The 24,322-nt window shown below is 65.8% G+C and carries 22 protein-coding genes, 1 tRNA gene and 2 pseudogenes; 10 read left to right on the plus strand and 15 right to left on the minus strand.

Annotated elements, in window-relative coordinates; translation table 11 throughout:
- On the plus strand, positions 1-671 hold a 671-nt coding region (gene dhaL, locus QM685_RS23265), incomplete at its 5' end, for a dihydroxyacetone kinase subunit DhaL (RefSeq protein WP_415119778.1).
- A gap of 55 nt (positions 672-726) precedes the next feature.
- Here dhaL and QM685_RS23270 read toward each other — a convergent pair.
- From QM685_RS23270 to selD, 4 genes are all read right to left on the minus strand, one after another.
- Positions 727-861: a hypothetical protein gene (locus tag QM685_RS23270; protein ID WP_415119780.1), complete on the minus strand. Its 135-nt coding sequence runs from the start codon at positions 859-861 to the stop codon at positions 727-729.
- Positions 862-921: 60 nt separating this feature from the next.
- Positions 922-1,977: a permease gene (locus QM685_RS23275; protein WP_415119782.1), complete on the minus strand. Its 1,056-nt coding sequence runs from the start codon at positions 1,975-1,977 to the stop codon at positions 922-924.
- A gap of 22 nt (positions 1,978-1,999) precedes the next feature.
- The gene (gene mnmH / locus QM685_RS23280; protein WP_415119784.1) at positions 2,000-3,067 is read right to left on the minus strand and encodes a tRNA 2-selenouridine(34) synthase MnmH; all 1,068 of its coding nucleotides are present in this window, start codon (positions 3,065-3,067) and stop codon (positions 2,000-2,002) included.
- Between the two features lie 201 nt (positions 3,068-3,268).
- Positions 3,269-4,327, minus strand: coding sequence for a selenide, water dikinase SelD (selD, locus tag QM685_RS23285; RefSeq protein WP_415119786.1), 1,059 nt, complete (start codon positions 4,325-4,327; stop codon positions 3,269-3,271).
- A gap of 440 nt (positions 4,328-4,767) precedes the next feature.
- Here selD and fdnG point away from each other — a divergent pair, with 440 nt between their 5' ends.
- From fdnG to QM685_RS23320, 7 genes are all read left to right on the plus strand, one after another.
- Complete coding sequence (gene fdnG, locus QM685_RS23290; protein WP_415119788.1) at positions 4,768-7,836, plus strand: formate dehydrogenase-N subunit alpha; 3,069 nt, start codon at positions 4,768-4,770, stop codon at positions 7,834-7,836.
- Positions 7,837-7,845: 9 nt separating this feature from the next.
- Positions 7,846-8,766, plus strand: coding sequence for a formate dehydrogenase subunit beta (gene fdxH, locus QM685_RS23295; RefSeq protein WP_415119790.1), 921 nt, complete (start codon positions 7,846-7,848; stop codon positions 8,764-8,766).
- Complete coding sequence (locus QM685_RS23300; protein ID WP_415119792.1) at positions 8,763-9,419, plus strand: formate dehydrogenase subunit gamma; 657 nt, start codon at positions 8,763-8,765, stop codon at positions 9,417-9,419. The genes fdxH and QM685_RS23300 overlap by 4 nt, the downstream gene beginning before the upstream one ends.
- 114 nt (positions 9,420-9,533) lie before the next feature.
- Positions 9,534-10,529: a formate dehydrogenase accessory protein FdhE gene (fdhE, locus tag QM685_RS23305; protein WP_415119794.1), complete on the plus strand. Its 996-nt coding sequence runs from the start codon at positions 9,534-9,536 to the stop codon at positions 10,527-10,529.
- Between the two features lie 65 nt (positions 10,530-10,594).
- The gene (selA, locus tag QM685_RS23310) at positions 10,595-12,037 is read left to right on the plus strand and encodes an L-seryl-tRNA(Sec) selenium transferase (protein ID WP_415119796.1); all 1,443 of its coding nucleotides are present in this window, start codon (positions 10,595-10,597) and stop codon (positions 12,035-12,037) included.
- On the plus strand, positions 12,034-13,947 hold the full coding sequence (gene selB / locus QM685_RS23315; RefSeq protein ID WP_415119798.1) for a selenocysteine-specific translation elongation factor: 1,914 nt from the start codon (positions 12,034-12,036) through the stop codon (positions 13,945-13,947). The genes selA and selB overlap by 4 nt, the downstream gene beginning before the upstream one ends.
- A gap of 59 nt (positions 13,948-14,006) precedes the next feature.
- Positions 14,007-14,102: transfer RNA gene (locus QM685_RS23320), tRNA-Sec, on the plus strand.
- A gap of 210 nt (positions 14,103-14,312) precedes the next feature.
- Here the strand turns inward: QM685_RS23320 and QM685_RS23325 are convergent.
- The 9 genes from QM685_RS23325 to QM685_RS23365 all read right to left on the minus strand — a co-directional run bounded on the left by QM685_RS23325 (position 14,313) and on the right by QM685_RS23365 (position 22,663).
- Entirely contained in the window at positions 14,313-14,666 is a 354-nt protein-coding gene (locus QM685_RS23325) for a RidA family protein (RefSeq protein ID WP_415119800.1), read from the minus strand.
- A 60-nt stretch (positions 14,667-14,726) separates the two neighbouring features.
- Positions 14,727-15,908 (minus strand): NAD(P)/FAD-dependent oxidoreductase, encoded by a 1,182-nt coding sequence (locus tag QM685_RS23330; RefSeq protein WP_415119802.1) that lies wholly within the window; start codon positions 15,906-15,908, stop codon positions 14,727-14,729.
- The gene (locus tag QM685_RS23335; protein ID WP_415119804.1) at positions 15,901-17,331 is read right to left on the minus strand and encodes an FAD-dependent oxidoreductase; all 1,431 of its coding nucleotides are present in this window, start codon (positions 17,329-17,331) and stop codon (positions 15,901-15,903) included. Before QM685_RS23335 ends, QM685_RS23330 begins: the two co-directional genes overlap by 8 nt.
- Positions 17,321-17,662: a (2Fe-2S)-binding protein gene (locus QM685_RS23340; RefSeq protein WP_415119806.1), complete on the minus strand. Its 342-nt coding sequence runs from the start codon at positions 17,660-17,662 to the stop codon at positions 17,321-17,323. Before QM685_RS23340 ends, QM685_RS23335 begins: the two co-directional genes overlap by 11 nt.
- A gap of 7 nt (positions 17,663-17,669) precedes the next feature.
- Positions 17,670-18,806 (minus strand): NAD(P)/FAD-dependent oxidoreductase, encoded by a 1,137-nt coding sequence (locus tag QM685_RS23345; RefSeq protein ID WP_415119808.1) that lies wholly within the window; start codon positions 18,804-18,806, stop codon positions 17,670-17,672.
- Entirely contained in the window at positions 18,803-19,600 is a 798-nt protein-coding gene (locus tag QM685_RS23350; protein WP_415119810.1) for an ABC transporter permease, read from the minus strand. The genes QM685_RS23345 and QM685_RS23350 overlap by 4 nt, the downstream gene beginning before the upstream one ends.
- A gap of 4 nt (positions 19,601-19,604) precedes the next feature.
- Positions 19,605-20,477 (minus strand): ABC transporter permease, encoded by an 873-nt coding sequence (locus QM685_RS23355; protein WP_415119812.1) that lies wholly within the window; start codon positions 20,475-20,477, stop codon positions 19,605-19,607.
- Complete coding sequence (locus tag QM685_RS23360) at positions 20,464-21,534, minus strand: ABC transporter ATP-binding protein (RefSeq protein ID WP_415119814.1); 1,071 nt, start codon at positions 21,532-21,534, stop codon at positions 20,464-20,466. The genes QM685_RS23355 and QM685_RS23360 overlap by 14 nt, the downstream gene beginning before the upstream one ends.
- A 64-nt stretch (positions 21,535-21,598) precedes the next feature.
- Positions 21,599-22,663, minus strand: a complete 1,065-nt coding sequence (locus QM685_RS23365) for an ABC transporter substrate-binding protein (RefSeq protein WP_415119816.1) — start codon at positions 22,661-22,663, stop codon at positions 21,599-21,601.
- A 135-nt stretch (positions 22,664-22,798) separates the two neighbouring features.
- Here QM685_RS23365 and QM685_RS23370 point away from each other — a divergent pair, with 135 nt between their 5' ends.
- On the plus strand, positions 22,799-23,761 hold the full coding sequence (locus QM685_RS23370; protein WP_415119818.1) for a LysR substrate-binding domain-containing protein: 963 nt from the start codon (positions 22,799-22,801) through the stop codon (positions 23,759-23,761).
- A gap of 49 nt (positions 23,762-23,810) precedes the next feature.
- Here the strand turns inward: QM685_RS23370 and QM685_RS23375 are convergent.
- Positions 23,811-24,005 (minus strand): annotated as a pseudogene (locus QM685_RS23375) (pyrimidine/purine nucleoside phosphorylase); the annotation flags it as partial.
- Position 24,006: 1 nt separating this feature from the next.
- Positions 24,007-24,131: pseudogene (locus QM685_RS23380) on the minus strand (IS5/IS1182 family transposase); the annotation flags it as partial.
- 51 nt (positions 24,132-24,182) lie between these two features.
- Between QM685_RS23380 and QM685_RS23385 the strand changes: the two are divergent.
- Entirely contained in the window at positions 24,183-24,311 is a 129-nt protein-coding gene (locus tag QM685_RS23385; protein WP_415119820.1) for a hypothetical protein, read from the plus strand.
- Positions 24,312-24,322: the final 11 nt, after the last annotated feature.

Genomic DNA, 24,322 nt, shown 5'->3' on the forward strand with positions numbered 1-24,322 from the left:
CCGCGCCCGCCGCGCCGCCGCGCGCGAGCCGCGCGACGCTCGCGCGTGAAGCGACGCTGCGGCGCGTGATCGAAGCCGTGTGCGCGTGTCTGCTGGAAGCGGAACCGACGCTGACCGCGATGGACCAGCGCGTCGGCGATGGCGATCTCGGCATCAGTCTGGCGCGCGGCGCGCGCGCCGTGTTGCACGAACTCGATACGTATGCAAGCGAGACGACGCCGGGTGCGGTCTTGCGCGGCATCTCGGCGACGCTGCGGCGCGTCGTGGGCGGCACCTCGGGGCCGTTGTACGCGGTGATGCTGCTGCGCGCGGGGGTCACGCTCGAACAATCGGGCGGCATCACCGCGCGGCAATGGGCGGCGGCATTCAGCGCGGGCGTCGATGCGTTGATGGAGCTCGGTGGCGCAAGGCCCGGCGATCGCACGATGGTCGATGCGCTGAAGCCGGCCGCCGACGCGTTGCAGGACGCGCTCGCTCAATCGGCGACGCCGGCTGCCGCGTTGCAAGCAGCCGTCGATGCGGCGAGCGAAGGCGCGTCGCGTACCGCGTCGATGCATCCGCGCCGCGGACGCTCGAGCTATGTGGGCGACCGCGCGCTCGGTCACGCGGACCCGGGCGCGCACGCGGTGGCATTGTGGCTCGCGGCGATTCGCGAGGCGCTGGCAGGTTAGAGCCTGGGGGGCAGACCATCGTCGGTCCGCAACGCCAGCGCCGGCACTGCCGCCTTCAAGGCCGGAACAGATCGAAACCGGCGAGCGCGACGACTCCGCTCAACGCGATCAGCGCAACCGAGTGCTGGCCGACATACAGCAACCCGGCAGCGGACCAGCACGTCACGGCGAATGCGGCGATACGTTTCATGCTTCTTCTACAACTCGAACTCAAAAACCGATCAGAACCCGGAAACGCGGCGATCCGGTTTCAGAACCCCAGCGCAACCGCGAGCAAACCACTGACGACACCGCATACCGCCACGGCCAGCGCCACCATCGTCAGCACGCGCCGCGGGAACGAGCGCGCGAGCATCGCGAGCGACGGCACGCTGACGAGCGGCAGCGTCATCAGCAGCGCGCCGGCGGGGCCCGCTGCCATGCCGAACGACAGCATCGCCTGGATAATCGGCACTTCGCCCGCGGTCGGAATCACGAACAGCGTGCCTGCAATCGACAACGCGATGATCCACAGCAGGCTGTTGTCGATGTCCGGACCGATGTGCGGAAACAGCCACGCGCGCGCCGCGCCGAGAATCAGCACGAGCACGATGTATTCCGGCACAAGCCGCAGCGTCATGCGGCCGAGAATCTTGACCCAGCGCGAGAACGCGGTGCCCGGATCGTCGGCGCTGATCAGCTGCGCGACGGCCGCGCGCGACGCTTCGGCTTCCTTCGGCGTGACCATGCGGTTCACCAGATAGCCGAGGCCGAACACCATCACGATGCCGAGCGCGAGCCGCAGGCCCATCCACTGCCAGCCGAGCACGAAGCCCATAAAGATCAGCGTGGCCGGATTCAGCGCGGTGTTACCCAGCCAGAAAGCAATCGCCGCGCCCGGCGCCGCCTCGCGTGCCCGCAGACCGGCGACGACCGGCGCCGCGCAGCAGGTGCACATCATGCCCGGCAGCGACATCAGGCCGCCCTTCACGACGCTGCTGAAATCGCTCTTGCCGAGCGCGCGCGCGACCCACTGCGGCGGAATCAGCGCCTGTACCGCGGAGCCGAGCAGCAAGCCGAGCACCATCGCCTGCCAGATCGCCTTGCCGTAGGCGATGGCGTAATCGACGGCGGCTTGCCAGGAGGCCGCCGGCGCGCTCGCGGACGTGCCCATCAGGATCGACTTGCCGATCGAATGCTGGCTCGCGGCGACGAACGCGCGGTTGTAATACGGAAACCACTTCACATAGAAAAGGCCGACGACGGCGATCAGCAAAAAGACAATCCAGCCAAGCGTGACGCGGGGTTGCCGAAGGGTTGATTGCATGATGGTCCTGAAGTTGTTTTTGTTAGCCGGCGACGAGCATCCGGCTGTCGAGCCGCGCGAGCAGCATCTTCGCCTGTTCGACGACATCGGCGTCGTTCGGGCGGAAATCGAGTTGCAGCGCGCCCGGCAACTGCTCGAAATGCTGGCCGCTGCTGCGCGCGTAGGCGGGGTCGTAATGCCGTTCGATCAGCTCGCCCGCGAGTTCGGCGCGCCGGTTTTCATCGACGAGCCGTTGCCAGCCCGTGACCCGCTCGCGGCTATGCAGGCCGATCAGCTTCTGCAGTTGCCCCTTCAGGTATTCGGGATGGTCGAACAGATGCGTGTAATCCTGCAGCAGGAAGGCCGCGCGATCCTCGCGGGTCGAGCGCACCTCGACGCAGGCACCGCGATGGAACGTTTCCAGCAGCGCGAGCGGCAGCGAGATCGAGCCGATGCGCCGGCTTTCCGCCTCGATGAATACCGGCCGTTGCCGGTCGAAGCCGCGCAGCGCGCTCACGAGCAGCGTGTCGAAACGCTTCTGCGACGGCTGTGGCACGCCTGCCCATGCACCGAGCAGCGAGCCGCGATGCGCGGCGAGCGCTTCGAGGTCGAGCGTCTGCGCGCCGGCCTCGTTCAGCGCCGACAGCAGGCGCGTCTTGCCGCTGCCGGTCGGACCGATGAGCACGATGTAGTTGAATATGCGCGGCAGGGTTTCGAGCGTATCGAGCGTCGCGCGCCGGTAGCTCTTGTAGCCGCCGTCCAGTTGCCGCGCCGGCCAGCCGATCATGTTGAACAGCGTCGTGACCGAGCCCGAGCGTTTGCCGCCGCGCCAGCAGTAGATCAGCGGGCGCCAGTTGCGCGGCCGGTCAGCAAACGTGGTTTCCAGGTGATGCGCGATGTTGCGCGCGACGAACGCCGCGCCGATCCGCGTGCCCTCGAACGGCGACACCTGCTTGTAGGTCGTGCCGACCAGCGCGCGCTCCTCGTTGCTCAGCACGGGAGCGTTGATCGCGCCTGGAATATGGTCTTCCGCAAACTCGAGCGGTGTGCGTACATCGACGATTTCATCGAAATCGCCGGCTTTGTCGAGGCTGACCAGAAGACTTTTCAAGGAAGTAAGGACGAAAAGAACGGCGGAAGGGTGAAATTATCGCATGGGCGGCCGGCACGGGCCGGTTGCGCGGTCCGGGTCCTTATGGGCGCGCGTCGGTGGCGGCCCATCCCGCGCGCGGCTACCGCCGCCTCGGCCTTCGCGCGAGCTTTTCTGCCGCGGTTCGGGTCAGGCTTCGCGCCGGCTTCTCTCGCCGCCGCCTCAGACCACCTCGAGGCGCGCGTCCCCGCTAACCATTTCCCCGATCACACACGCATCGTCGAACCCGTCGGCACGGAATAGCGCGAGCACGTCATCGACCGCTTCCGGCGCGCACGACACCAGCAGCCCGCCGGACGTCTGCGGATCGGTCAGCAGCGTGCGAGCGACCCGCGGCAGCGTCGCGGGCAGCACGACGTCGTGCCCGTACGCATCCCAGTTACGGCCCGATGCGCCGGTAAAGATGCCGGCTTCCGCAAGGCTCGCGACGTTCGGCAGCCACGGCAGATCCGCATAGCGCACGCGCGCGGTCAGCTTAGAGCCGCGCGCCAGCTCGAGCGTATGGCCGAGCAGGCCGAAGCCGGTGATATCGGTGAGCGCATGTACCCCGTCGAGCCGCGCGAGCCCGGTGCCCGGACTGTTCAGTCGGGTGGTCGCGCCGATCATCGCGGCGTAGCCGGCGGCGTCGAGGCGGTCTTTCTTCAGCGCCGCGGACAGAATGCCGACGCCGAGCGGCTTGCCGAGAATCAGCACGTCGCCGGCCCGGCCGCCCGCATTGCGCTTCACGTGCCTCGGGTCGACGACGCCGAGCGCGACGAGACCGTAGATCGGCTCGACCGAATCGATCGAATGGCCGCCCGCGATCGGAATGCCGGCTTCGGCGCAGATCGATTCGCCGCCCTTGAGCACCGCCGCGATCACGTCGTGCGGCAGCACGTTGATCGGCATGCCGACAAGCGCGAGCGCCATGATCGGCTTGCCGCCCATCGCGTAGACGTCCGACAGCGCGTTGGTCGCGGCGATGCGGCCGAAGTCGAACGGATCGTCGACGATCGGCATGAAGAAATCGGTGGTCGCGACGATCGCCTGCTCGTCGTTGAGCCTGTAGACGGCGGCATCGTCGGCGGTATCGTTGCCGACCAGCAGATCGGGGAAGAACGGCAGCGGCGCGCTGCGCTCGAGCAGGTCGGCGAGCAGGCCGGGTGCGATCTTGCAGCCGCAGCCCCCGCCGTGCGACAGGCTCGTGAGGCGGGGCGGCTGGCTTGCTTGGGCTTGGGTCATGAGAGCGGGAGGTCTGGTTCGTCGAATGACCGCATTATGAAGCTTGTTGTCATACCGCGCAGGGTCGGCGCACGGGGAATGCCGCGGGAAGTCTCGTCTGAGCAAAGAGCGCCTTACGCCCGGAGCGGATGCAAATCGGCTTTATCCGAAAATTACCGACTTCGAAAATAGCGGTAAAAAATGAGATGACGAATGAATGCATTCGCCCGATAAAACGCAGTCCGGCGTGATCGGAAATTCACATGCGTCAACGTTTATTCCGCACTATTTAGTGCTGCGCCAGCTTCAGAAACAAGCAGGCGATTACGCCGCCGTTTTTTTCCAGATCGGTTGTCGCATTTCATATTTACGTGTGCAGTCGATGTACTACGATCTCGCTGCATGCCGCGAAATCGGCATCTATAATCAATTGTGTCCCCCAATACAGCCGAGGCCATTCAATGACCCAAATGTCCCGGCGACAATTCCTGAAGGTCTCCGCCACCACGCTCGCCGGATCGAGTCTTGCCCTGATGGGCTTCTCACCGACACCCGCGCTGGCCGAAGTCCGTCAGTACAAGTTGTCGCGCACAACCGAAACCCGCAACACCTGTCCGTACTGCTCGGTCGGTTGCGGCATCCTCATGTACGGGCTTGGCGACGGCGCCAAGAACGCGAAAGCGAGCATCATCCACATCGAAGGCGACCCCGACCATCCGGTCAATCGCGGCACGTTGTGCCCGAAGGGGGCGAGCCTGATCGACTTCATTCATAGCGAAAGCCGTCTGAAGTATCCCGAATATCGCGCCGCCGGGTCGAACGAATGGAAGCGCATTTCGTGGGACGACGCGCTCGACCGTATCGCGAAGCTGATGAAGGAAGACCGCGACGCGAACTTCGTCGAGACCACCGCGGACGGCAAGAAGGTCAACCGCTGGCTGACCACCGGCATGCTCGCGGCGTCGGCCGGCAGCAACGAAGTCGGTTATCTGACGCACAAGGCTGTCCGCAGCCTTGGGATGCTCGCATTCGACAATCAGGCGCGTGTCTGACATGGCCCGACGGTGGCAGGTCTTGCCCCGACGTTTGGCCGTGGAGCGATGACGAACCATTGGGTCGACATCAGAAACGCGGACGTGATTCTCGTGATGGGCGGCAATGCGGCCGAGGCGCACCCATGCGGTTTCAAGTGGGTCACCGAAGCCAAGGCGCACCGCAAGGCGCGCCTGATCGTGGTCGACCCGCGCTTTACGCGCACGGCCTCGGTCGCGGACTACTACGCGCAGATCCGCACCGGCTCGGACATTGCCTTCCTCGGCGGGGTGATCAATTACCTGCTGACGAACGACAAGATCCAGCACGAGTACGTGAAGAACTACACGGACATGTCGTTCATCGTCCGGGAGGACTTTGCATTCAACGACGGCCTCTATTCCGGCTACAACCCTGATAAGCGCAGCTACGACAAGACCTCGTGGGACTACGAACGCGGCGACGACGGCTTCGTCAAGGTCGACCCGACGCTGCAGAACCCGCGCTGCGTCTATCAACTGCTGAAACTGCACTACTCGCGCTACACGCCCGAGCAGGTCGAGAAAATCTGCGGCACGCCGAAGGAGAAGTTCCTGCACGTGTGCGAGATGCTCGCGTCGACGGCGGTGCCCGGACGCGCGGGCACGATCATGTACGCGCTCGGCTGGACCCATCACTCGATCGGCTCGCAGATCATCCGCACCGGCGCGATGGTGCAATTGCTGCTGGGCAACATCGGCATCGCGGGCGGCGGCATGAACGCGCTGCGCGGGCACTCGAACATCCAGGGGCTGACGGACCTCGGCCTGATGTCGAACCTGCTGCCGGGCTACATGACGCTGCCGATGGAAGCGGAGCAGGACTTCGACGCCTACATCGCGAAGCGCGCAACGCAGCCGCTGCGGCCGAACCAGTTGAGCTACTGGCGCAACTACCGCGCGTTCCACGTGAGCTTCATGAAGTCGTGGTGGGGCGACAACGCGAATGCCGGGAACAACTTCGGTTTCGACTATCTGCCGAAGCTCGACAAGTCGTACGACATGCTGCAGGTCTTCGAGCTGATGAACCAGGGCAAGATGACCGGCTATATCGCGCAGGGCTTCAACCCGCTCGCCGCGGCGCCGTTCAAGGCGAAGATCGGCGCGAGCCTCGCCAGGCTGAAGTGGCTCGTCATCATGGATCCGCTCGCGACCGAAACGTCCGAGTTCTGGAAGAACCACGGCCCGTTCAACGACGTCGATCCAGCTTCGATCCAGACCGAGGTGTTCCGTCTGCCGACCACCTGCTTCGCGGAAGAGCGTGGTTCGCTGGTCAGCTCGAGCCGGGTGCTGCAGTGGCACTGGCAGGGCGCGGACGGCCCGGGCGAAGCGAGGAGCGACCTCGAGATCATGTCGGCACTGTGGCTGCGTATCCGCGCGGCGTATCGCAAGGACGGCGGCAAGTATCCCGATCCGATCCTGAACATGAGCTGGCCGTACGCGAACCCGGAAAGCCCGACGCCCGAAGAGATCGCGATGGAGTTCAACGGCAAGGCGCTCGCCGACGTCACCGATCCGAAAGACTCGACCAAGGTGCTCGCGAAGAAGGGCGAGCAGCTCGCGGGCTTCGCGCTGCTGCGCGACGACGGCAGTACCGCGAGCGGCTGCTGGATCTTCTGCGGCTCGTGGACCCAGGCGGGCAACCAGATGGGCCGCCGCGACAACTCCGACCCGACCGGCATCGGCAATACGCTGAACTGGGCGTGGGCGTGGCCCGCGAACCGGCGCGTGCTGTACAACCGCGCGTCGTGCGACGTGAGCGGCAAGCCGTTCGATCCGACCCGCAAGCTGATCGCATGGAACGGCAGCACGTGGTCGGGCGCCGACGTGCCGGACTTCAAGATCGACGAGCCGCCTGAAAACGGCATGAATCCGTTCATCATGAATCCGGAAGGCGTCGCGCGGTTCTTCGCGCGCGACGGGTTGGTCGAAGGGCCGTTCCCCGAGCACTACGAGCCGTTCGAAACGCCGCTCGGCTACAACCCGCTGCATCCGGACAACAAGGCGGTCGTCAGCAATCCGGCGGCGCGCGTGTTCCTGGACGACAAGGCCGCGTTCGGCACGCACGAGAACTTCCCGCATACGGCGACCACCTATCGTCTGACCGAGCATTTCCACTACTGGACCAAGCACGCGCGTCTGAACGCGATCATCCAGCCGGAGCAGTTCGTGGAAATCGGCGAGGACCTCGCGAAGGAAGTCGGCGTGGTGGCCGGCGACCGCATCAAGGTGAGCTCCAACCGCGGGCATGTGATTGCGGTGGCGCTCGTCACGAAGCGGATCAAACCGTTGATGATCGAGGGGAAAAAGGTACAGACAGTCGGGCTGCCGCTGCATTGGGGCTTCAAGGGGCTCACCAGGCCGGGCTATCTCGTCAATACGCTGACGCCCTCCGTGGGCGACGGGAATTCGCAGACACCGGAATTCAAGTCGTTCCTCGTCAAGGTCGAAAAGGCATAAGGAATAGAGATGGCACTGCAATCACTGGACATCAGACGTATCTCGGCCACGACCGTGCCCGCGCCGCAGGTGCGCGAGCCGGTCACGGGCTCGGTCGCCAAGCTCATCGACGTGTCGAAGTGCATCGGCTGCAAGGCGTGTCAGACGGCCTGCATGGAGTGGAACGACCTGCGCGACGAAATCGGCCACAACACCGGCGTCTACGACAATCCGCACGACCTGACCGAGCATTCGTGGACCGTCATGCGCTTTTCTGAGTACGAGAATTCCGCCGGCGATCTCGAATGGCTGATCCGCAAGGACGGCTGCATGCACTGCGAGGATCCGGGCTGTCTGAAGGCCTGCCCGTCGCCGGGCGCGATCGTGCAGTACACGAACGGCATCGTGGATTTCCACGAGGAAAACTGCATCGGCTGCGGGTATTGCATCACCGGCTGTCCGTTCAACGTGCCGCGTCTGTCGCAGAAGGATCACCGCGTGTACAAGTGCACGCTGTGCTCGGATCGCGTGGCGGTCGGCCAGGAGCCGGCCTGCGTGAAGACCTGCCCGACCGGCGCGATCATGTTCGGCACCAAGGAGGACATGAAGCAGCAGGCCGAGGACCGCATCGTCGATCTGAAGGACCGCGGGTTCCAGAACGCCGGTTTGTACAACCCGGAAGGCGTCGGCGGCACGCATGTGATGTACGTGCTGCACCATGCCGACCGGCCGTCGCTGTATCACGGTCTGCCGGACAATCCGCGTATCAGTCCGCTGGTTGCGCTGTGGAAGGGGGTGGCCAAGCCGCTTGCGCTGGCGGGTATGGCGCTCGCGGCCGTGGCCGGTTTCTTCCACTACACGCGCGTGGGCCCGAACGAGGTGACCGAGGCCGACGAGGCCGCGGCCCTGCAGGAAGCCGAGGAAGCACGCCGCTCGCGGGAGGCATCATGAATCACACTGAGCATACCGGCCTCACCGACGTGAAGGGCAACCGCCTGATCGTGCGCTATACGGCGAATGAGCGCACGAATCACTGGATTACCGCGATCAGCTTCGTGCTGCTCGCGCTGTCCGGTCTCGCGATGTTTCATCCGGCGATGGCGTTCCTGTACTTCGTGCTCGGCGGCGGCCAGTGGACGCGGATCCTGCATCCGTTCATCGGCTGCGTGATGTTCATTTCGTTTTTGATACTTGCGCTGCGCTTCTGGCATCACAACTATCTGGACCGCGCCGACATCCAGTGGATGAGGCAGATCGACGACGTGCTGAACAATCGCGAGGAAAAGCTCCCCGCGATCGGCAAGTACAACGCCGGCCAGAAGCTGCTGTTCTTCACGATGGTGATCTGTCTGCTGCTGTTGCTGTTGAGCGGCATCGTGATCTGGCGGCGCTACTTCTCGTTCTATTTCCCGATCGGAGTGATCCGGCTCGCGGCGGTCGTGCATGCGGCGGCCGCGTTCGTGCTGATCGTCGGTATCATCGTGCATATCTATGCGGCGCTGTGGATCAAGGGCTCGATCGGCGCGATGACGCGCGGCACCGTGACGTATGGCTGGGCGCGCAAGCATCATCCGAACTGGTTCAGGGAAATCATCGGCAAGTAGAGTACGCTTTGCTGGCGCGGTTTCATCGCGTCATTCGCCGCGCGCACCGCGCACCGGGCCGCCGCTCCCCGTCGATGACGGGCGGCGGCTCTTCAGTTTTCAGAGGTCGATACCTTGATTCAACGCATTCTCGACGCCGCCGACATCGAATCGCTCGATCCCTCGGCGATCCCCCGCATCCGCACGCCGGAACGGCTCGCGGTGTTCGCGCCGCGCGCCGCGCGTCTGCGCCAACTGGCGTCCCTCAACAATCCGATCGCCGGCTATCTGCGTTTGATGGCGGCGCTCGCCGACGCGCAGCAGGCGGTGATCGCGAACTTCAAAGCGCAGCCGCCGAGCCCCGAGCTGATCGCGAGCGCGCAGCAATATTCGATGCCGCTGATTCCGGCGCTCTCCGGCGCGCGCGATCCGGCATGGCACGACGTGCTGCTGCAACTGCTCGACAAGGTCGCGGCCGCGGGGCCGCTTTCGCCGCCGCTCGCGGCGCTGTTCACGCGTCTGCGCGCGTTCGATATCGCTACGCTCGAAGCTCAGGCCGACGCGATCTTCGCGCAGCGTTTCGACGAAGTCGATCCGGCGAGCGCGCCGTTCATCATGGCCGCGCTGCAAGTCGTGTGGACCGACCTCGCCGCCGATGTCGACAAGCGCGATGTGCCGTATCTCGACACACCCGGCCTGTGCCCGGTGTGCGGTTCGCATCCGGTCGCGAGCATCGTGCGGGTGGGCGGCGCGTACGACAATTACCGCTATCTGCAATGCGGGCTGTGCGCGACCGAGTGGCATATGGTCCGCAGCAAATGCTCGAACTGCGATTCGACGAAGGGCATCGCGTATCACGTGGCCGGCTCGCCGGATGCCGACGCGGCCGCGCGCGAAGCCGAATCGAAAAATGCCGCGCTGAAGGCGGAGTCGTGCGACGAATGCCATACTTACCGCAAGATCGGCATTCAGGCGAAAGACTTCGACTTCGAGCCGTTCGCGGACGACCTCGCGAGCCTCACGCTCGACCTGCTGATGGGCGAGGAAGGTTACCGGCGCGCGTCGCCGCATCCGTGGCTGTGGCCGGAGCAGACGAGCGGCGCGGCGCAAGCGGACGACGAACCCGCATAACGGCGGCCGGACGCGGGTTCGAAACAGGGTTGGCCTGACAGGAATAGCCCCAGGGGGATGCTTTCGTGAGCGATGTGAGCGGCTCGGAATTGCGCGCGTTGATGACGCGCGTGCCGTCGGTGGAAAAGGTCATGGCGTCGGCGGAGTTCGCGGCGCTCGTGAACGACTACGGACGCACCCAGGTGCTGAACGCGGTGCGCGAGGCGCTCGACGCGTGGCGAGTCAGCGCGCAATCGGGCGATGCGTCGGTCAGCGCGCTCGACAACGCGCGGCTGCGCGCGACGGTCGAAGCAGCGCTGCACAAACGCAACGAGTCGCGCCTGCGCAGCGTCTTCAATCTGACCGGCACCGTGCTGCATACGAACCTCGGCCGCGCGTTGTTGCCCGACGAGGCGGTGCGGGCCGTGATGACGGCGCTGAAGCAACCGGCGAACCTCGAGTTCGATCTCGCTACCGGCAAGCGCGGCGACCGCGACGATCTGATCGACGATCTGATTTGCGAACTGACCGGCGCGGAAGCCGCGACCGTCGTCAACAACAATGCCGCCGCGGTGCTGCTCACGCTGTCGGCGCTGGCGGCGAAAAAGGAAGTCGTGGTGTCGCGCGGCGAACTCGTCGAAATCGGCGGCGCGTTTCGCATTCCGGACATCATGAGCCGCGCGGGCGCCAAACTGCGCGAAGTCGGCACGACGAACCGCACGCATTTGAAGGATTACGACGAAGCGATCAACGCGCGCACCGCGCTGCTGATGAAGGTCCACGCGAGCAACTACGCGATCAACGGCTTCACGAAGGAAATCGGCATCGGTGAGATCGCGCCGCTCGCGCATGCGCGTGGGCTCGCGGTCGCCGTCGATCTCGGCAGCGGCACGCTCGTCGATCTGAGCCAATGGGGCTTGCCGCGCGAGCCGACCGTGCGCGAGACCGTCGAGGCCGGCGCCGATCTCGTCACTTTCAGCGGCGACAAGCTGCTCGGCGGCCCGCAGGCGGGCTTGATCGTCGGGCGGCGCGACCTGATCGCGAAGATCAAGAAGCATCCGTTGAAGCGCGCGCTGCGCGTCGGCAAGCTGACGCTCGCGGCGCTCGAGCCGGTGTTGCAGTTGTATCGCGCGCCGGAAAAGCTGACGGAACGGCTAACCACGCTGCGTCTGTTGACGCGGGGCGCCGATGAGATTCACGGCGCCGCACAGCGCGTGCAGCCGGTGCTGCAGCAGGCGATCGGCGAGCGTTACACGGTCGCGGCGGAGCCGATGTTCAGCCAGATCGGCAGCGGCGCATTGCCGGTCGACGTGCTGCCGAGCTACGGTCTCGCCGTCAGGATGGCCGACGGCAAGCGCGGCGGCCGTCATCTGCTCGCGCTCGAAAAGCGGTTGCGCGAGATGGCGCGGCCGGTGATCGGCCGGATCGCGGACGACGCGCTGCGCCTCGACCTGCGCTGCCTCGAAGCCGCCGACGAAGCGCAGCTGATCGCGCAGTTGACGGCGCAAGTGAAGGACACGCGCGCATGATCGTCGGTACAGCCGGGCATATCGACCACGGCAAAACGAGCCTGGTGAAAGCGCTGACCGGCGTCGACACGGACCGGCTCAAGGAAGAGAAAGCGCGCGGCATTTCGATCGAACTCGGCTACGCGTACGTGCCCCTCGAGAACGGCGACGTGCTCGGCCTGATCGACGTGCCGGGCCACGAAAAGCTCGTGCACACGATGACCGCGGGCGCGAGCGGCATCGACTTCGCGTTGCTCGTGATTGCCGCCGACGACGGCGTGATGCCGCAAACGCGCGAGCATCTGGCGATTGTCGAACTGCTCGGCATCCGGCGCGGCGCGATTGCATTGACGAAGATCGATCGCGTCGATGCGCAGCGTCTGCGCGAGGTGCGCGACGAAGTGGCCGCACTCGTCGCCGACGGCGTGCTGCGCGATGCACCGGTGTTCGACACCTGCGCGACGCGCGCCGACGATCCGGGCGTTGCCGCGTTGAACGCGCATCTGCGCGAGCAGGCCGGGGCGTGGCGAATGAGGCGCGACGACGGCCTGTTTCGTCTCGCGGTCGACCGCGTTTTCACGCTCGCCGGGCAGGGCACGATCGTCACAGGGACCGTGGTCGCGGGCAGCGTGAGTGTCGGCGACACGATGCTGCTCGCGCCGAAAAATCAGTCCGTGCGCGTGCGCAGCATCCATGCGCAGAACCGTCCCGTCGAAACCGGCCGTGCTGGTCAGCGTTGCGCGCTGAATCTGGCCGGTATCGAGAAGGACGCGATCGAGCGCGGCGACTGGATCGTCGATCCGCGTCTATCCCAAGCGAGCGAGCGGATCGACGTAGAGCTGACGCTGCTTGCCGACGCGCCGCATGCGATCGAGCATTGGACGCCGCTGCACGTGCATCTCGGCACGCAGCATCAGGTCGCGCACGTCGCATTGCTCGAAGGCGATACGCTCGGGCCGGGTCAGTGCGCGCGCGTGCAGCTCGTCTTCGAACGGCCGCTGTGCGCGGTGCCGGGCGACCGCTTCGTCGTGCGCAACGCGCAGGCCACGCGCACGGTCGGCGGTGGCCATGTGCTCGATCCGTTTGCGCCCGCGCGCAGGCGTCGCTCGCCGGAACGGCTCGCGTGGCTCGACGCGATTCAAACGATGCTCGATAGCGGTGCGCTCGACGCGATGTTCGCGCGCGCGCCGCACGGTTTGTCGCGCGCGTTGCTGGAGCGGCTGACGGGCTTGCCGGCGACCGCGCTCACGTTGCCGCCGGATACGCGCGTAATCGAGTTGTCGCGCCACGATGCGCTGCTGGTTGCGGGCGCAGCATGGCAGGCGCTTGCCGAACGGTTGATGACTGCGCTCGCGCAATATCACGAGCGCTCGCCGGATGAGCTCGGCCCCGATGTCTCGCGCTTGCGGCGGATCGCGGCGCCGCTCGTCGACGATGCGCTGTGGCGTGCGTTGGTCGACGATGCCGCCGCGCGCGGCGAGATCGTCAGGCGCGGCCCGTGGCTGCATCTGCCCGGCCACAGCGTGACGCTCGACGCCGCCGACCAGGCGCTAGCCGCGACGCTGCTGCCGGAGATCGAAGCGAGGCGTTTCGATCCGCCGTGGGTTCGCGATCTCGCGAACGCGCACGGTGTGGCCGAGGAGCGGGTGCGTCAATTGCTGCGCAAACTCGCGCGCCGGGGTGAGTTGTTTCAGGTCGTGCACGATCTCTTCTATCACCCGCGCGCGATTCGCGAACTCGCGTCGATCGCGGCGGTGGAAGCGCAGAAAAACGCCGGCACCGTGGCGGCCGCGCCGTTTCGCGATGCCACCGGACTCGGCAGAAAACGCGCGATCCAGCTTTTGGAGTTCTTCGACCGGGTTGGGTATACTCGCTTCCACCGTGGCCTGCACCTCGTGCGCACGGATAGCCGTTGGCTCGATCTGCTTTGATCTGCTGTCAGTCCGTTTTGATCGGACTCGCGTTATTCAATCGTCATTCAATCACCGTAGGAAGGCATTCGTATCCGGTGGTGCGGCTGGGCTTCAAACCCAGTTGAGGGCGTCAGACGCTCTCAGGTAGGTTCGACTCCTGCTGCCTTCCGCCACATGGGGCTTCCGGCCTGTTCCGACCTCTTCCGCTGACGTCCCCCAGATCGCTGATTTCAAAGTGGTTTGTGGGTAGGGAGGGCGACATGGCGGGACGACAGTTGCATCGACTCAGCGCGCTGCGGGTCGCGAAAGAGGTGACGGGCCGCGGCACGTACCGCGTGGTGAACGCGTAAGCGCAGCGGCTTCTGCCTGCCGCGAAGCTGCCGTTACGCCAGCGCGACGACGGCAATCTCGACCAGCAGTTCCGGCGCGGCGAGCTTCGCCTCGACGGTCGCGCGAGTGGGCGCGCAGCCCGGCGCAAGCCACGCGTCCCACACGCTGTTCATGCCCGCAAAATCGCGCTCGATATTCGCGAGCCACACCTGGGCCGACACGAGACGCGTCTTGTCGATGCCCGCCTTTTCCAGAAAGCCGTCGATCTTCGCCAGCACGCTCGCGGTCTGGGTTTTCACATCGGGCGCACGATCATTCGACGTCTGGCCGCCGATGAACACGAGTCCCGCTGCCTTCACGACGCGGCTCATACGCTGGTTCGTTTCGATTCTCACAATGTCGGACATACCTTGTTTTGCTCCTTGGTTTGAGTACAGGAAAGCGCGCCGGGCGGCGCGCGGGCGTGATCAGTGCGCGGCGGCGCTGGCCATCTGCTGCGGCGCGGGCTGGCGCGTGAAGCGGTCGATTGCGAAGTCGTCGAGCGGCAGCGAAGCGTTGCCGTCGAGCACGAGTTCGGACACGAGCCGCCCGCAGGCCGGTCCGAGCTGGAAACCGCTGCCGCAATAGCCGAACGAATAGACGAGATTCGACGCGCGGCGGCTTGGCGAGATCACGGGCAGTGCATCGTCGGTGAACGCTTCGACGCCCGCCCACGCGCGGTTCACGCCGAGATGCCGCAAATGCGGGAAGAGATCGACGACGGTATTGGCGCTGCGCACGAGCCGCGCGAAATCGACCTCGCCATGCCGGCCGTGCAGATCGGCGATACCGATCAGCTTGCCGCCGATCACGACGGTGCCGTTGTCGAACTGCTTGAACGACAACGGACGCCCCGTTGCACCCAGCGTCGCGCGGCAGAACGGCGCGACGCGATGCGTGACCATCAGCATCAGCCCTTCGGGATGCACGGGCACGCGTTCGCCCGCCTGTTCGGCCAGTTGTCCCGCCCACGCGCCCGCCGTGACGACGAGTTTTTCCGCGCTGAATTCGCCGCGCGGCGTCTGCGCGAACCAGCGCGCGCCGCGCTGCTCGATGCGGGTGACGGGCGTGTCTTCGAAAAACGCCGCACCATGCCGCTGCGCGGCGAGCCGGAAGGCGGTGGTGGTCCGGAACGGCAGCGCATAGCCGTCGCGCTCGGCCCAGATGCCGCCCGTCACGTGTCGCGCGAGCGCCGGCTCGAGTTCGAGCACGCTCGCGCGGTCGATCAGTTTTTCGTGCGTGAAGCCGTGCGCTTCGAGTTGCGCGACGCGGGCGCGGCACTCATCGAGTTCGGCGTTCGTCTCCGCGATCTTCAGTTGGCCGGACGGCACGAAGCCGCCGTCGTCGCCGATCGTTTCGCTCAGGCTGTGCCAGATTTCGCGCGACATCAGCGCGAGCGGAATCTCGGGCAGCGGCCGGCCGAGCGTGCGCACGCCGCCCGCATTGACGCCCGACGAATGTCGCGCGACGTAGTCGGCTTCGAGCACGATCACGCTCGCGCCGCGCGCGGCCAGATGGAACGCGCTGCTCGATCCGTGCAGCCCGCCGCCGATCACGAGCACGTCGGCTTCGCGCACGGCGCTGGAAGAGGACAGGGCAGCGTCATTCACCGGCGAGTTCTCCGAGCGTCAGCGGCTTGATGGGCGGACGGATGCGGTAATAGCCGACTTCGCACGGCGGCACCTTGCGCGCGTCGGCGATGATTTCGGTGACGGTCAGCCCGCACATGCGCCCCTGACACGGCCCCATCCCGCAGCGTCCGAACGACTTCGCCTGGTTCGGGCCGAGGCAGCCCAGTTCGACGAACCCGCGCACGTCGCCCGCCGTCACTTCCTCGCAGCGGCACACGACCACGTCGTCGCGCGGAATGCGGTTCGCGTCGCGCGGGCGGTACAGGCTGTCCAGAAACGGACGGATGCGCATCACGTTCTCCAGCGCGCGGCGGTGCGGGGCGGCTTCGCGCTCGCAGGTGGCAGCATCGATTGCACCGAGTTGACTGGCCGCCTGCAGCGCGGCGAGCGCGCCCTGTTCGGCCGCCGCCAGCGCACCGCCGATACCGCCGCCGTCGCCTGCGACGAAGATGCCCGGCACGTCGAGTTCGCCCCATGCGTCAGTGGTGGGTGCGAAGCATAGCTGCGCGGCGTCCCAATGGTGTTGCGCGCGCAACGACAGCGAGAACTGCGTATTCGGCACGACGCCCTGATGCAGCAGGATCACGTTCGCGTCGATCCGGTGCGCATGGCCTTGCGTCGTGAAGCTCAGCGCGGCGGCGCGCTCGACGCCTTGCGCGTCTTGCTTCGACTCGACGCGCAGATCGTCGGCGGCTTCGTAGATGGGCACGCCCGCGGCGCGCAGCGTGCGGATCAGTTGCAGGCCCTTGCTCAGGAACGGCCAGGCGCGCAACGCCGACAGCAGATGTTTCTTCGCGCGCCAGCGGTCTTCGTGACGCGTAGTGTCGACCAGTGCGCGGATCGGCACGCCGGCACGCACGTATTGCCAACCGAGCAGATAGAGCAGTGGGCCGCAGCCCGCCAGCACGGGCGGCTCGGCGGGTACCTCGCCCGCGCTTTTCAGCAGGATCTGCGCGGCGCCCGCGGTCAGTACGCCGGGCAGCGTCCAGCCGGGAATGGGGAACGGCCTTTCCAGCGCGCCGGTGGCCAGAATGACGCGGCGTGCGTCGAAGCTGCCGACCTTGCCGTCCTTCAGATAGTGCACGGCATGCTCGCGCGTCACCTGCCACACGGACGCATGCGCGACATGCCGTGCGCCGGAGCGCGCGAAGCCGTCGGCGAGCGATGCGCCCGCTGCATAGTCGAGGCCGAGAATCTCCTTGCGGCGCGCGTCGGCGCGGCTGATCGCGCGATAGATCTGCCCGCCGACGGCGTCCTGTTCGTCCAGCAGCACCACGGACAGACCCGCGCGCGCGGCGCGCGTCGCCGCGCTCATGCCGGCGGGACCAGCACCGACCACGACGACATCGACGGCTACCGAAGGGAAACTCGACACGGTTTCTGCTGCGTAATCAGCGGGCATGAGCATCCTCCAGTGAAACATCGACGGGCGGCAGATCGCGCGCGCCTTCCTGCGAGCGGATGCGCATGCCGGCGCGCACCGTCACCATGCAGCTTTGTCGGCTCGGCACGCCGTCGATCTCGACGAGACACTCGAAGCACGCGCCCATCATGCAATACGGCGCGCGCGGCGCCCCCGAGACAGGTGTCGCACGAAACCGTGCGATGCCGGCAGCGAGGAGCGCCGCCGCCACCGACCGGCCGCTCGGCACGCGCAGCGGCTGATCGTTGAACCAGATGTCGACCGGTGCATCGGCGCCGGGCAAGGCCTTGAAGAGCGGTGTGGAGGTCATGTCGGAATCAGTGAGCGGGGGTGAGTGCAGGGGATTCGAGAAAGCGCGTGCCGGATAACGCGGGGATTTCTTCGGGCATCGCGCCGCCTGCGATCCACGGCGCGATACGCAGCGCGTGCGCGGCTGCGAGCGTCACGCCGCTGTGGCAGGTGACGACGAACGCGCCTGGATGGCGTGCGGATTCGTCGTAGATCGGAAAACCATCGGGGCTGTAGACGCGCAACGCGGCCCACGTGCGCACCAGCCGCACGTTCTTCAGCAGCGGAAAGGCGCGCACGCCGCGCCGCGCAATCTCGGACAACACGGGCGTCGTCGTGAAATCGTCGAAACCGACTTCTTCCATCGAATCGCCGAATTGGAGCGTGCCTTCGTCGGTTTGGCGCACGTTGAGGGTCGGGTAAGGCAGGAACGGCGCGACGCGTTCGCTGATCAGCACCTGGCCACGGTTCGGCGCGACGGGCGCATGCAGCCCGACGTGCGGCGCGAGCACGCGATTGCCGAGCCCGGCGGCGAGCACGACGCGCGCCGCGCGATAGATGCCGCGCCTGCCTTGCACCGCGAAGCCGTCGTTTTCCGGTGTGATGCGCAGCGCTTCCTCGTTGTTCACGAGCTTCACGCCGCGCCGCTGCATGCCCGCGTGGAGTGCGCGCAGCAGCTTGAGCGGATTGACGTGACCGTCCATCGGCGTGTAGCTCGCGCCGATCACGTCCGGGCCGATTTCGGGAATACGCTCGCGCACTTCGCGCGCATCGAGCAACTGATACGGGTAGTCGCCCAGTTCACGCTGCAAGGCGCCGAGACGCTTCGCGCGTTCGGCGATTTCATCTTCGGAGAAAAAGAAGTGGAAGCCGCCCGGCTGGCGCAGCGCGACATCGATACCGGTTTCGTCGAGCAGCGCCGCAGCGAGCGACGGCCAGCGCGAAGCCGAACTGCGCGACCAGCGTGCATACGGCGACAAGCCATAGCCCTTGCCCTGAATCCAGACCAGCCCGAAGTTGCCGCGCGACGCGCGGAACGCGCCGTCGTCCTGGTCGAGCACGGTTACGTTCGCGCCTCCGCGCGCGAGGCCCCAGGCAACGGCGGAACCGACCAGTCCGCCGCCCAGCACGAGCACGTCGGGTGTGGCGCAAGCATTGCGAATCATCGAGCTTCTCCAATCAGGATGCGGTCGAGTCCGACCATGCGGTCGAGCAGCGCCATCAGCAGAACCGTACCGACGATCAGAACCGCCGACACGGAAGCGACGAGGGGATCGATGGTCTGCGCGATCTGGTTGTACATGGCGACGGGCAGTGTGGTCGTGCCGGGTGTCGCGACGAAAATGGTCATCGTCAGTTCGTCGAAGCTCTGGATGAATGACAGCACCCAGCCCCCCGCGACGCCCGTGCGGATCATCGGCAGTACGACGCGGCGGAACGCGGTGAAGCGGCTCGCGCCGCACGACAGCGCCGCGCGCTCGGCATCGCGATCGAGCCCGACGGCCGACGACAGCGCGAGGCGCAGCGCATACGGCAGCACGATGATCACGTGCGTCGCCACCAGCGCCCAGAACGAACCGCTCAGATGCAGCAGCGACAGAAAGCGCAGGAACGCGATGCCGAGCACGACGGCGGGAATCATCATCGGCGAGAGAAAGAAGCTTGTCAGCGCGGCGCGGCCCGTGAAGCGGTACCGCGCAATCGCCAGCGCGGCGGGCACGGCGAGCGCGACGCCGATGGTCGCCGCGGCGAACGCCAGCCGCACGGAAAGCCAGAACGCCGACACGATGTCGTCGTTCTCGAGAATCGCGCGAAACCAGCGCAGCGACGCGCCGTCGAAGGGCATCGAAATGAAGCCCTTGTCGGTGAACGCGACCAGCATCACGACGACGAGCGGCGCGAGAATGAAAGTGAGAAACAGCGCGTTGAACAGCAGGCCCCAGAATCCGTTCTGTTTCATGGCGTCACTCGAAAATATGCTTGAAACGGCGTTCGGCGAGACGGCTGCAACCCATCACGATCGCGACGTTCGCGATCAGCAGCAGCACGGCGATGCTCGCGCCGAGCGGCCAGTTGAGCGTGCCGAGAAATTCGTCGTAGGCGGCGGTGGCGACCACCTTCAGACGGCGCCCGCCGATCAGCGCCGGCGTCGCGAAAGCCGAGGCGGATAGCGCGAACACGATGATCGAACCCGACAGCACACCGGGCATGATCTGCGGGAGCACCACGCGGCGGAACACGCGCAGCGGCGAACCGCCCATCGACAGCCCCGCCCATTCGACCTGCGGATCGAGCTTTTGCAGCGTCGCCCACACCGACATCACCATGAACGGCACCAGCACATGCGTGAGCGCGATGATCATGCCTGTCATCGTGAAGACGAGGCGGATCGGCTCGGATGTAATGTGGAAGGCTTGCAGGGTGTCGTTCAGCACGCCGTTGTTGCCGAGCAGAATTTGCCAGCCGAGCGTGCGCACGACCACCGATATCAGCAGCGGGCCGAGCACGATCAACAGACACAACGACTGCCAGGGCCGTTTCATGCGCGCGAGCACGATCGTCTCGGGCACACCGAGCAGCACGCTCAGCAATGTCACGGCCAGCGCGAGGCCCGCCGTGCGCAGGAAGATTTCGCCGTAGTACCGATCGCTCAGCACTTCGGCGTAGTTCTTCAGCGTATATGCGGCCTCGACGCCCGCCACGTCGCTGAATACGCGGAACGACAGCAGCAGCGTCAGCACGAGCGGCACGAACAGCAGGGCGCCGAACAGCAGCAGCGCGGGCGACGACAGCAACCACGGCGCGGCGCCTGCGCGCGAGTCGTCAAGCGTTGCCATGGGTGCTCTCCCGCGTCAATACGCGAAGATCGTCGTCGGTGAACGAGAGGCCGACTTCGTGGCCTTCGTCGGGCGGCGGCGCGCCGTAATTCGGCTGTGCGATATGCAGCTTGCCAAGCGCCGTATCGACTTCGAGCAGCCACTGGTTGCCGATGAACACGCGGTTCGCCACGCGTCCTTGCATGCGTGCATCGCCATTGGCGAGCCGCACTTTCTCGGGCCGAATATAGACGTGCACCGCGCCGTCCACATCGCGGCCTTCGTGCGGCACATGCAGCGTGGTGCCCGCTACATCGACCACCGCGCAACGCGGATTGCGCGCGCGCACTTCGCCCGGCAACGTATTGGTGCGGCCGAGGAAGGTCGACGCGAACGGCGTGGCAGGGCGCTCATACGCATCGAACGGCGTGCTCAGCTGCGCGATGCGACCCTTGTGCAGCACGGCGATGCGGTCGCTCATCGTCATCGCTTCGACCTGGTCGTGCGTGACGAGGATCGTCGTGATGCCGAGGCGCTTCTGGATCGAGCGCAGTTCAATATGCATTTCCTCGCGCAGCTTCGCGTCGAGATTCGACATCGGTTCGTCGAGCAGCAGCAGGTCGGGGCGCATCGCCAGCGCCCGCGCGATCGCGACGCGCTGGCGCTGGCCGCCCGACAGTTCCTTCGGATAACGCGCGTCCAAGCCGTTGAGCCGCACGAGATCGAGCGCTTCGGCGATGCGCACCGCGCGCTCGTCGCGCTTCATGTTGCGCATTTCGAGGCCGAAGCCGACGTTGCCCGCCACCGTCATATGCGGAAACAGCGCGTAGCTCTGGAACACGACACCCATGCCGCGCTTTTCGGGGCGCTCGTGCGTGATGTCGCGTCCGCCGAGCGTGATGCGGCCCGCGCTCGGCGTGACGAAGCCGGCGATCATCTGCAGCGTGGTCGTCTTGCCGCATCCGGACGGCCCGAGCAGCGACAGAAACTCGCCGCGCTCGACGGACAGATCGAGATGCTCGACGGCAGTGAAATCGCCGTAGCGCTTCGAGATGCCTTGCAGGGTGAGAAAGGTCATGGCGTCGGTCCTGTGCGGAGTCGGGCGTAGGGACTGTGGAGCGGCTATGAAGCGGCTGCGCCGCTCAGCGTTCGACCGAGCGGTTCCAGCGCTCCGTCCATTCCGTGCGATGCTGGTTGATCGTGGTCCAGTCCATCGCCGTGAGCTTGCTCACCTGTTCCGGACCATACGGCACGCGCGCCGCGACCTCGGGCGTCAGCTTGACGGTCTTGTTGACGGGGCCAAGTCCGATTGCTTGCGCCTGCATCGCCTGCACTTCGGGGCTCAGCAGATACTGGATGAACTCCTGCGAGAGCTTGGGCTGTGCGTTCTCGGCGAGCGCGCAGGCCGCTACCTGCAGCGCGACGCCCCCTTCCTTCGGATACACGAACTTGAGCGGAAAGCCCGTGTTTTGCAACGCGACGGCGCGGCCGCTGCCATACGGCGCCATGATTACGTCGCCCGCCTGCATCAGGCCGTCCATTTCGCCGGGCGTCGGCGCCCACGACAGCACGTCGGGTGCGACCTGCTTCATCATCGCGTTGAAGCCGGGATCGATATTCTTTTCACCGCCGCCGTTCAGACGCGCGAGCATCACGAGGGTATGCAGTCCATACGTGTTGGTGATGGGCGGCACGCCGAGTTTGCCCTTCAGGCGCTTGTCGGTGAGCGCCTGCCACGAATCGGGCGCGGGCAGGCCGAGCTTCCTGAACGCCTCTTCGTTGTAGCCGATGCCCGTTGCCACCATACCGACCCCGACGGCCGTCGGGCCGAGCCGCGCCAGCGGGTAGAGGTCTTTCATCACGGGCGCGTCGTCGACCTTCGCGCATAGGCCTAGCTGCATCGCCTGATACATCGGGCCGTCGTCCATTACCGCGACGTTGATCTGCTGATGCCCTTTCTGCGCCTGCAGCTTCGCGAGCGTATCGCTCGAATTGCCCGCCACATAGACGATCTTCACGTCATGCGCTTTTTCGAACGGCGGAATGACTTTCTGGCGATACAGCTGCTCGTTCGAGCCGCCGACGTTCGCGACATATAGCGTGGTTTCGGCGTGGGCGTGCAAGGGAGCGGCCAGACAGACGACGGACAGTGCGGAGGCGAGAGCGTGGAGCGTAGAACGGCAACGGCGGCGCAGCGATTCTTGCATGACGGCGATCTCCAGTCAGTGTGGGAATGGACGCTCTGGTGGCGTGTCCATACATCACAGTCTGTGCCGCAATGGTCATATGGTCCAATACGAATAAAATAGCAATCCATACATGGTTGATATGGGTGGAAACCGATGAACCTGAAACATGTCGAGGCATTTCGTGCGGTGATGATGGCCGGGTCGATGACGGCGGCGGCCAAGGCGCTCTTCACGTCGCAACCGAACGTGAGCCGTCTGATCTCGCAGCTCGAACGCGAGACGGGCTTGCTGCTGTTTCAGCGCAGCGGCGTGAGGCTGATCCCGACCAGCGAGGGCACGGCGTTTTTCCGCGAGGTGGAGCGCGCGTATGTCGGCTTGCAGGGGCTCACGAACGCCGCCGCGCAGATCCGCAATCTGGGCAGCGGGCGTCTGCGCATCGCGGCGATGCCTTCAGCGGGCCTCACGCTCGTGCCGCATGCGATCAAGCGTTTTCAGGCGCTGCATCCCGATGTAACCGTGTCGCTGCACGTCAACACGTCGGGCACGGTGAATCACTGGACGGCGTCGCAGTTCTGTGATCTGGGTGTGGCGGTGTACATCAGCGAGGCGTCGAATTGCGAAGTTGAGATGCTGTCCAAAGTGGCCGCTGTGTGCGTGATGCCGGCGGTGCACCGGCTTGCTTCAAAGGCTGTCATCAAGCCCGCTGATCTCGAAGGCGAGTCGTTTATCTCGCTGTGTCACGGCGACGGCACGCGCGCGCAGATGGACGAGGTGTTCCTGCGTGCGGGCGTCGAACGCAAGCTGGCGATCGAGGCGCAATACACGGCGATCTGTTGCGAGCTGGTGCGCTGCGGCATGGGCGTGACACTCGCGCATCCGGGCGTGGCGCTGGACTTCGCAGGGCTGGACATCGCGATCCGGCCGTTCTCACCGGCGGTCATGTTCCCGATGTATCTGCTGTTTCCGCCGCACCGGCCGCGCGAGCGGCTGGCGTCGGCGTTCATCGAAGTGCTGCGCGAGGAGCACGACGAGTTGATGGAGAAGATGGCGCGGATCGTGCCGGACTCGGCGCCGAAGAAAACCCGCAAGCGAAGCGGGAAACGCGCTGTTCAATAACGTTGCCGCGGACCCGTCGGGGTATCGCGGCAACGCGGCGTTCAAGCCGTTACAGGTAGCTGCACACGTAATCGAGCGTTTCGATCACGTCGATGTCGAAGCGGCTCTTGCCGGCCACCGAGAAGGGTTCGCCCGCGCCATACGTCTTCCATTCGTCGCTGCGTTCGAGGCGGATGCGGCATGGGCCTGCCTGCACTTTCATCAGATCGGGAGCGTCGGTGCCGAAGTTCAGCGTGCCGGGCAGGCCAGCAAGCCGTGCCTGAACCGTATCCCATTTCTTGCGGAGCAGATTCCATGCAATGCCCGAGCGCAGCACGAACACAATGCCCGTCGGCACCGCGCGCGCGGGCGTCGGTTTGCGGCCGGCATACCGTTCGTCTGCGCGTCGCCGAAGCCGACTATCGCCGATATCGCATGCTTCGTGCCGGTTGCGCTGCTCGACGAAGCGCGGATAGAATCGATCGACTACCCGGCGCTTGCGCGCTGGATGCTTCGACTCAAACGTCTGGAAGGTTTCACGACGATGACCGGTGTGTACGCGGCGCTCTGAATGAACGCGTA

The sequence above is a fragment of the Paraburkholderia sp. genome (assembly GCF_047605525.1).
Taxonomy (GTDB): Bacteria; Pseudomonadota; Gammaproteobacteria; order Burkholderiales; family Burkholderiaceae; genus Paraburkholderia.

Coding starts and splice junctions, on each gene's coding strand:
- QM685_RS23270 (WP_415119780.1), bottom strand. CDS start 861: ATGAAACGTATCGCCGCATTCGCCGTGACGTGCTGGTCCGCTGCCGGG.
- QM685_RS23275 (WP_415119782.1), bottom strand. CDS start 1,977: ATGCAATCAACCCTTCGGCAACCCCGCGTCACGCTTGGCTGGATTGTC.
- selD (WP_415119786.1), bottom strand. CDS start 4,327: ATGACCCAAGCCCAAGCAAGCCAGCCGCCCCGCCTCACGAGCCTGTCG.
- fdxH (WP_415119790.1), top strand. CDS start 7,846: ATGGCACTGCAATCACTGGACATCAGACGTATCTCGGCCACGACCGTG.
- QM685_RS23300 (WP_415119792.1), top strand. CDS start 8,763: ATGAATCACACTGAGCATACCGGCCTCACCGACGTGAAGGGCAACCGC.
- selB (WP_415119798.1), top strand. CDS start 12,034: ATGATCGTCGGTACAGCCGGGCATATCGACCACGGCAAAACGAGCCTG.
- QM685_RS23325 (WP_415119800.1), bottom strand. CDS start 14,666: ATGTCCGACATTGTGAGAATCGAAACGAACCAGCGTATGAGCCGCGTC.
- QM685_RS23335 (WP_415119804.1), bottom strand. CDS start 17,331: ATGCCCGCTGATTACGCAGCAGAAACCGTGTCGAGTTTCCCTTCGGTA.
- QM685_RS23340 (WP_415119806.1), bottom strand. CDS start 17,662: ATGACCTCCACACCGCTCTTCAAGGCCTTGCCCGGCGCCGATGCACCG.
- QM685_RS23345 (WP_415119808.1), bottom strand. CDS start 18,806: ATGATTCGCAATGCTTGCGCCACACCCGACGTGCTCGTGCTGGGCGGC.
- QM685_RS23350 (WP_415119810.1), bottom strand. CDS start 19,600: ATGAAACAGAACGGATTCTGGGGCCTGCTGTTCAACGCGCTGTTTCTC.
- QM685_RS23355 (WP_415119812.1), bottom strand. CDS start 20,477: ATGGCAACGCTTGACGACTCGCGCGCAGGCGCCGCGCCGTGGTTGCTG.
- QM685_RS23360 (WP_415119814.1), bottom strand. CDS start 21,534: ATGACCTTTCTCACCCTGCAAGGCATCTCGAAGCGCTACGGCGATTTC.
- QM685_RS23365 (WP_415119816.1), bottom strand. CDS start 22,663: ATGCAAGAATCGCTGCGCCGCCGTTGCCGTTCTACGCTCCACGCTCTC.
- QM685_RS23370 (WP_415119818.1), top strand. CDS start 22,799: ATGAACCTGAAACATGTCGAGGCATTTCGTGCGGTGATGATGGCCGGG.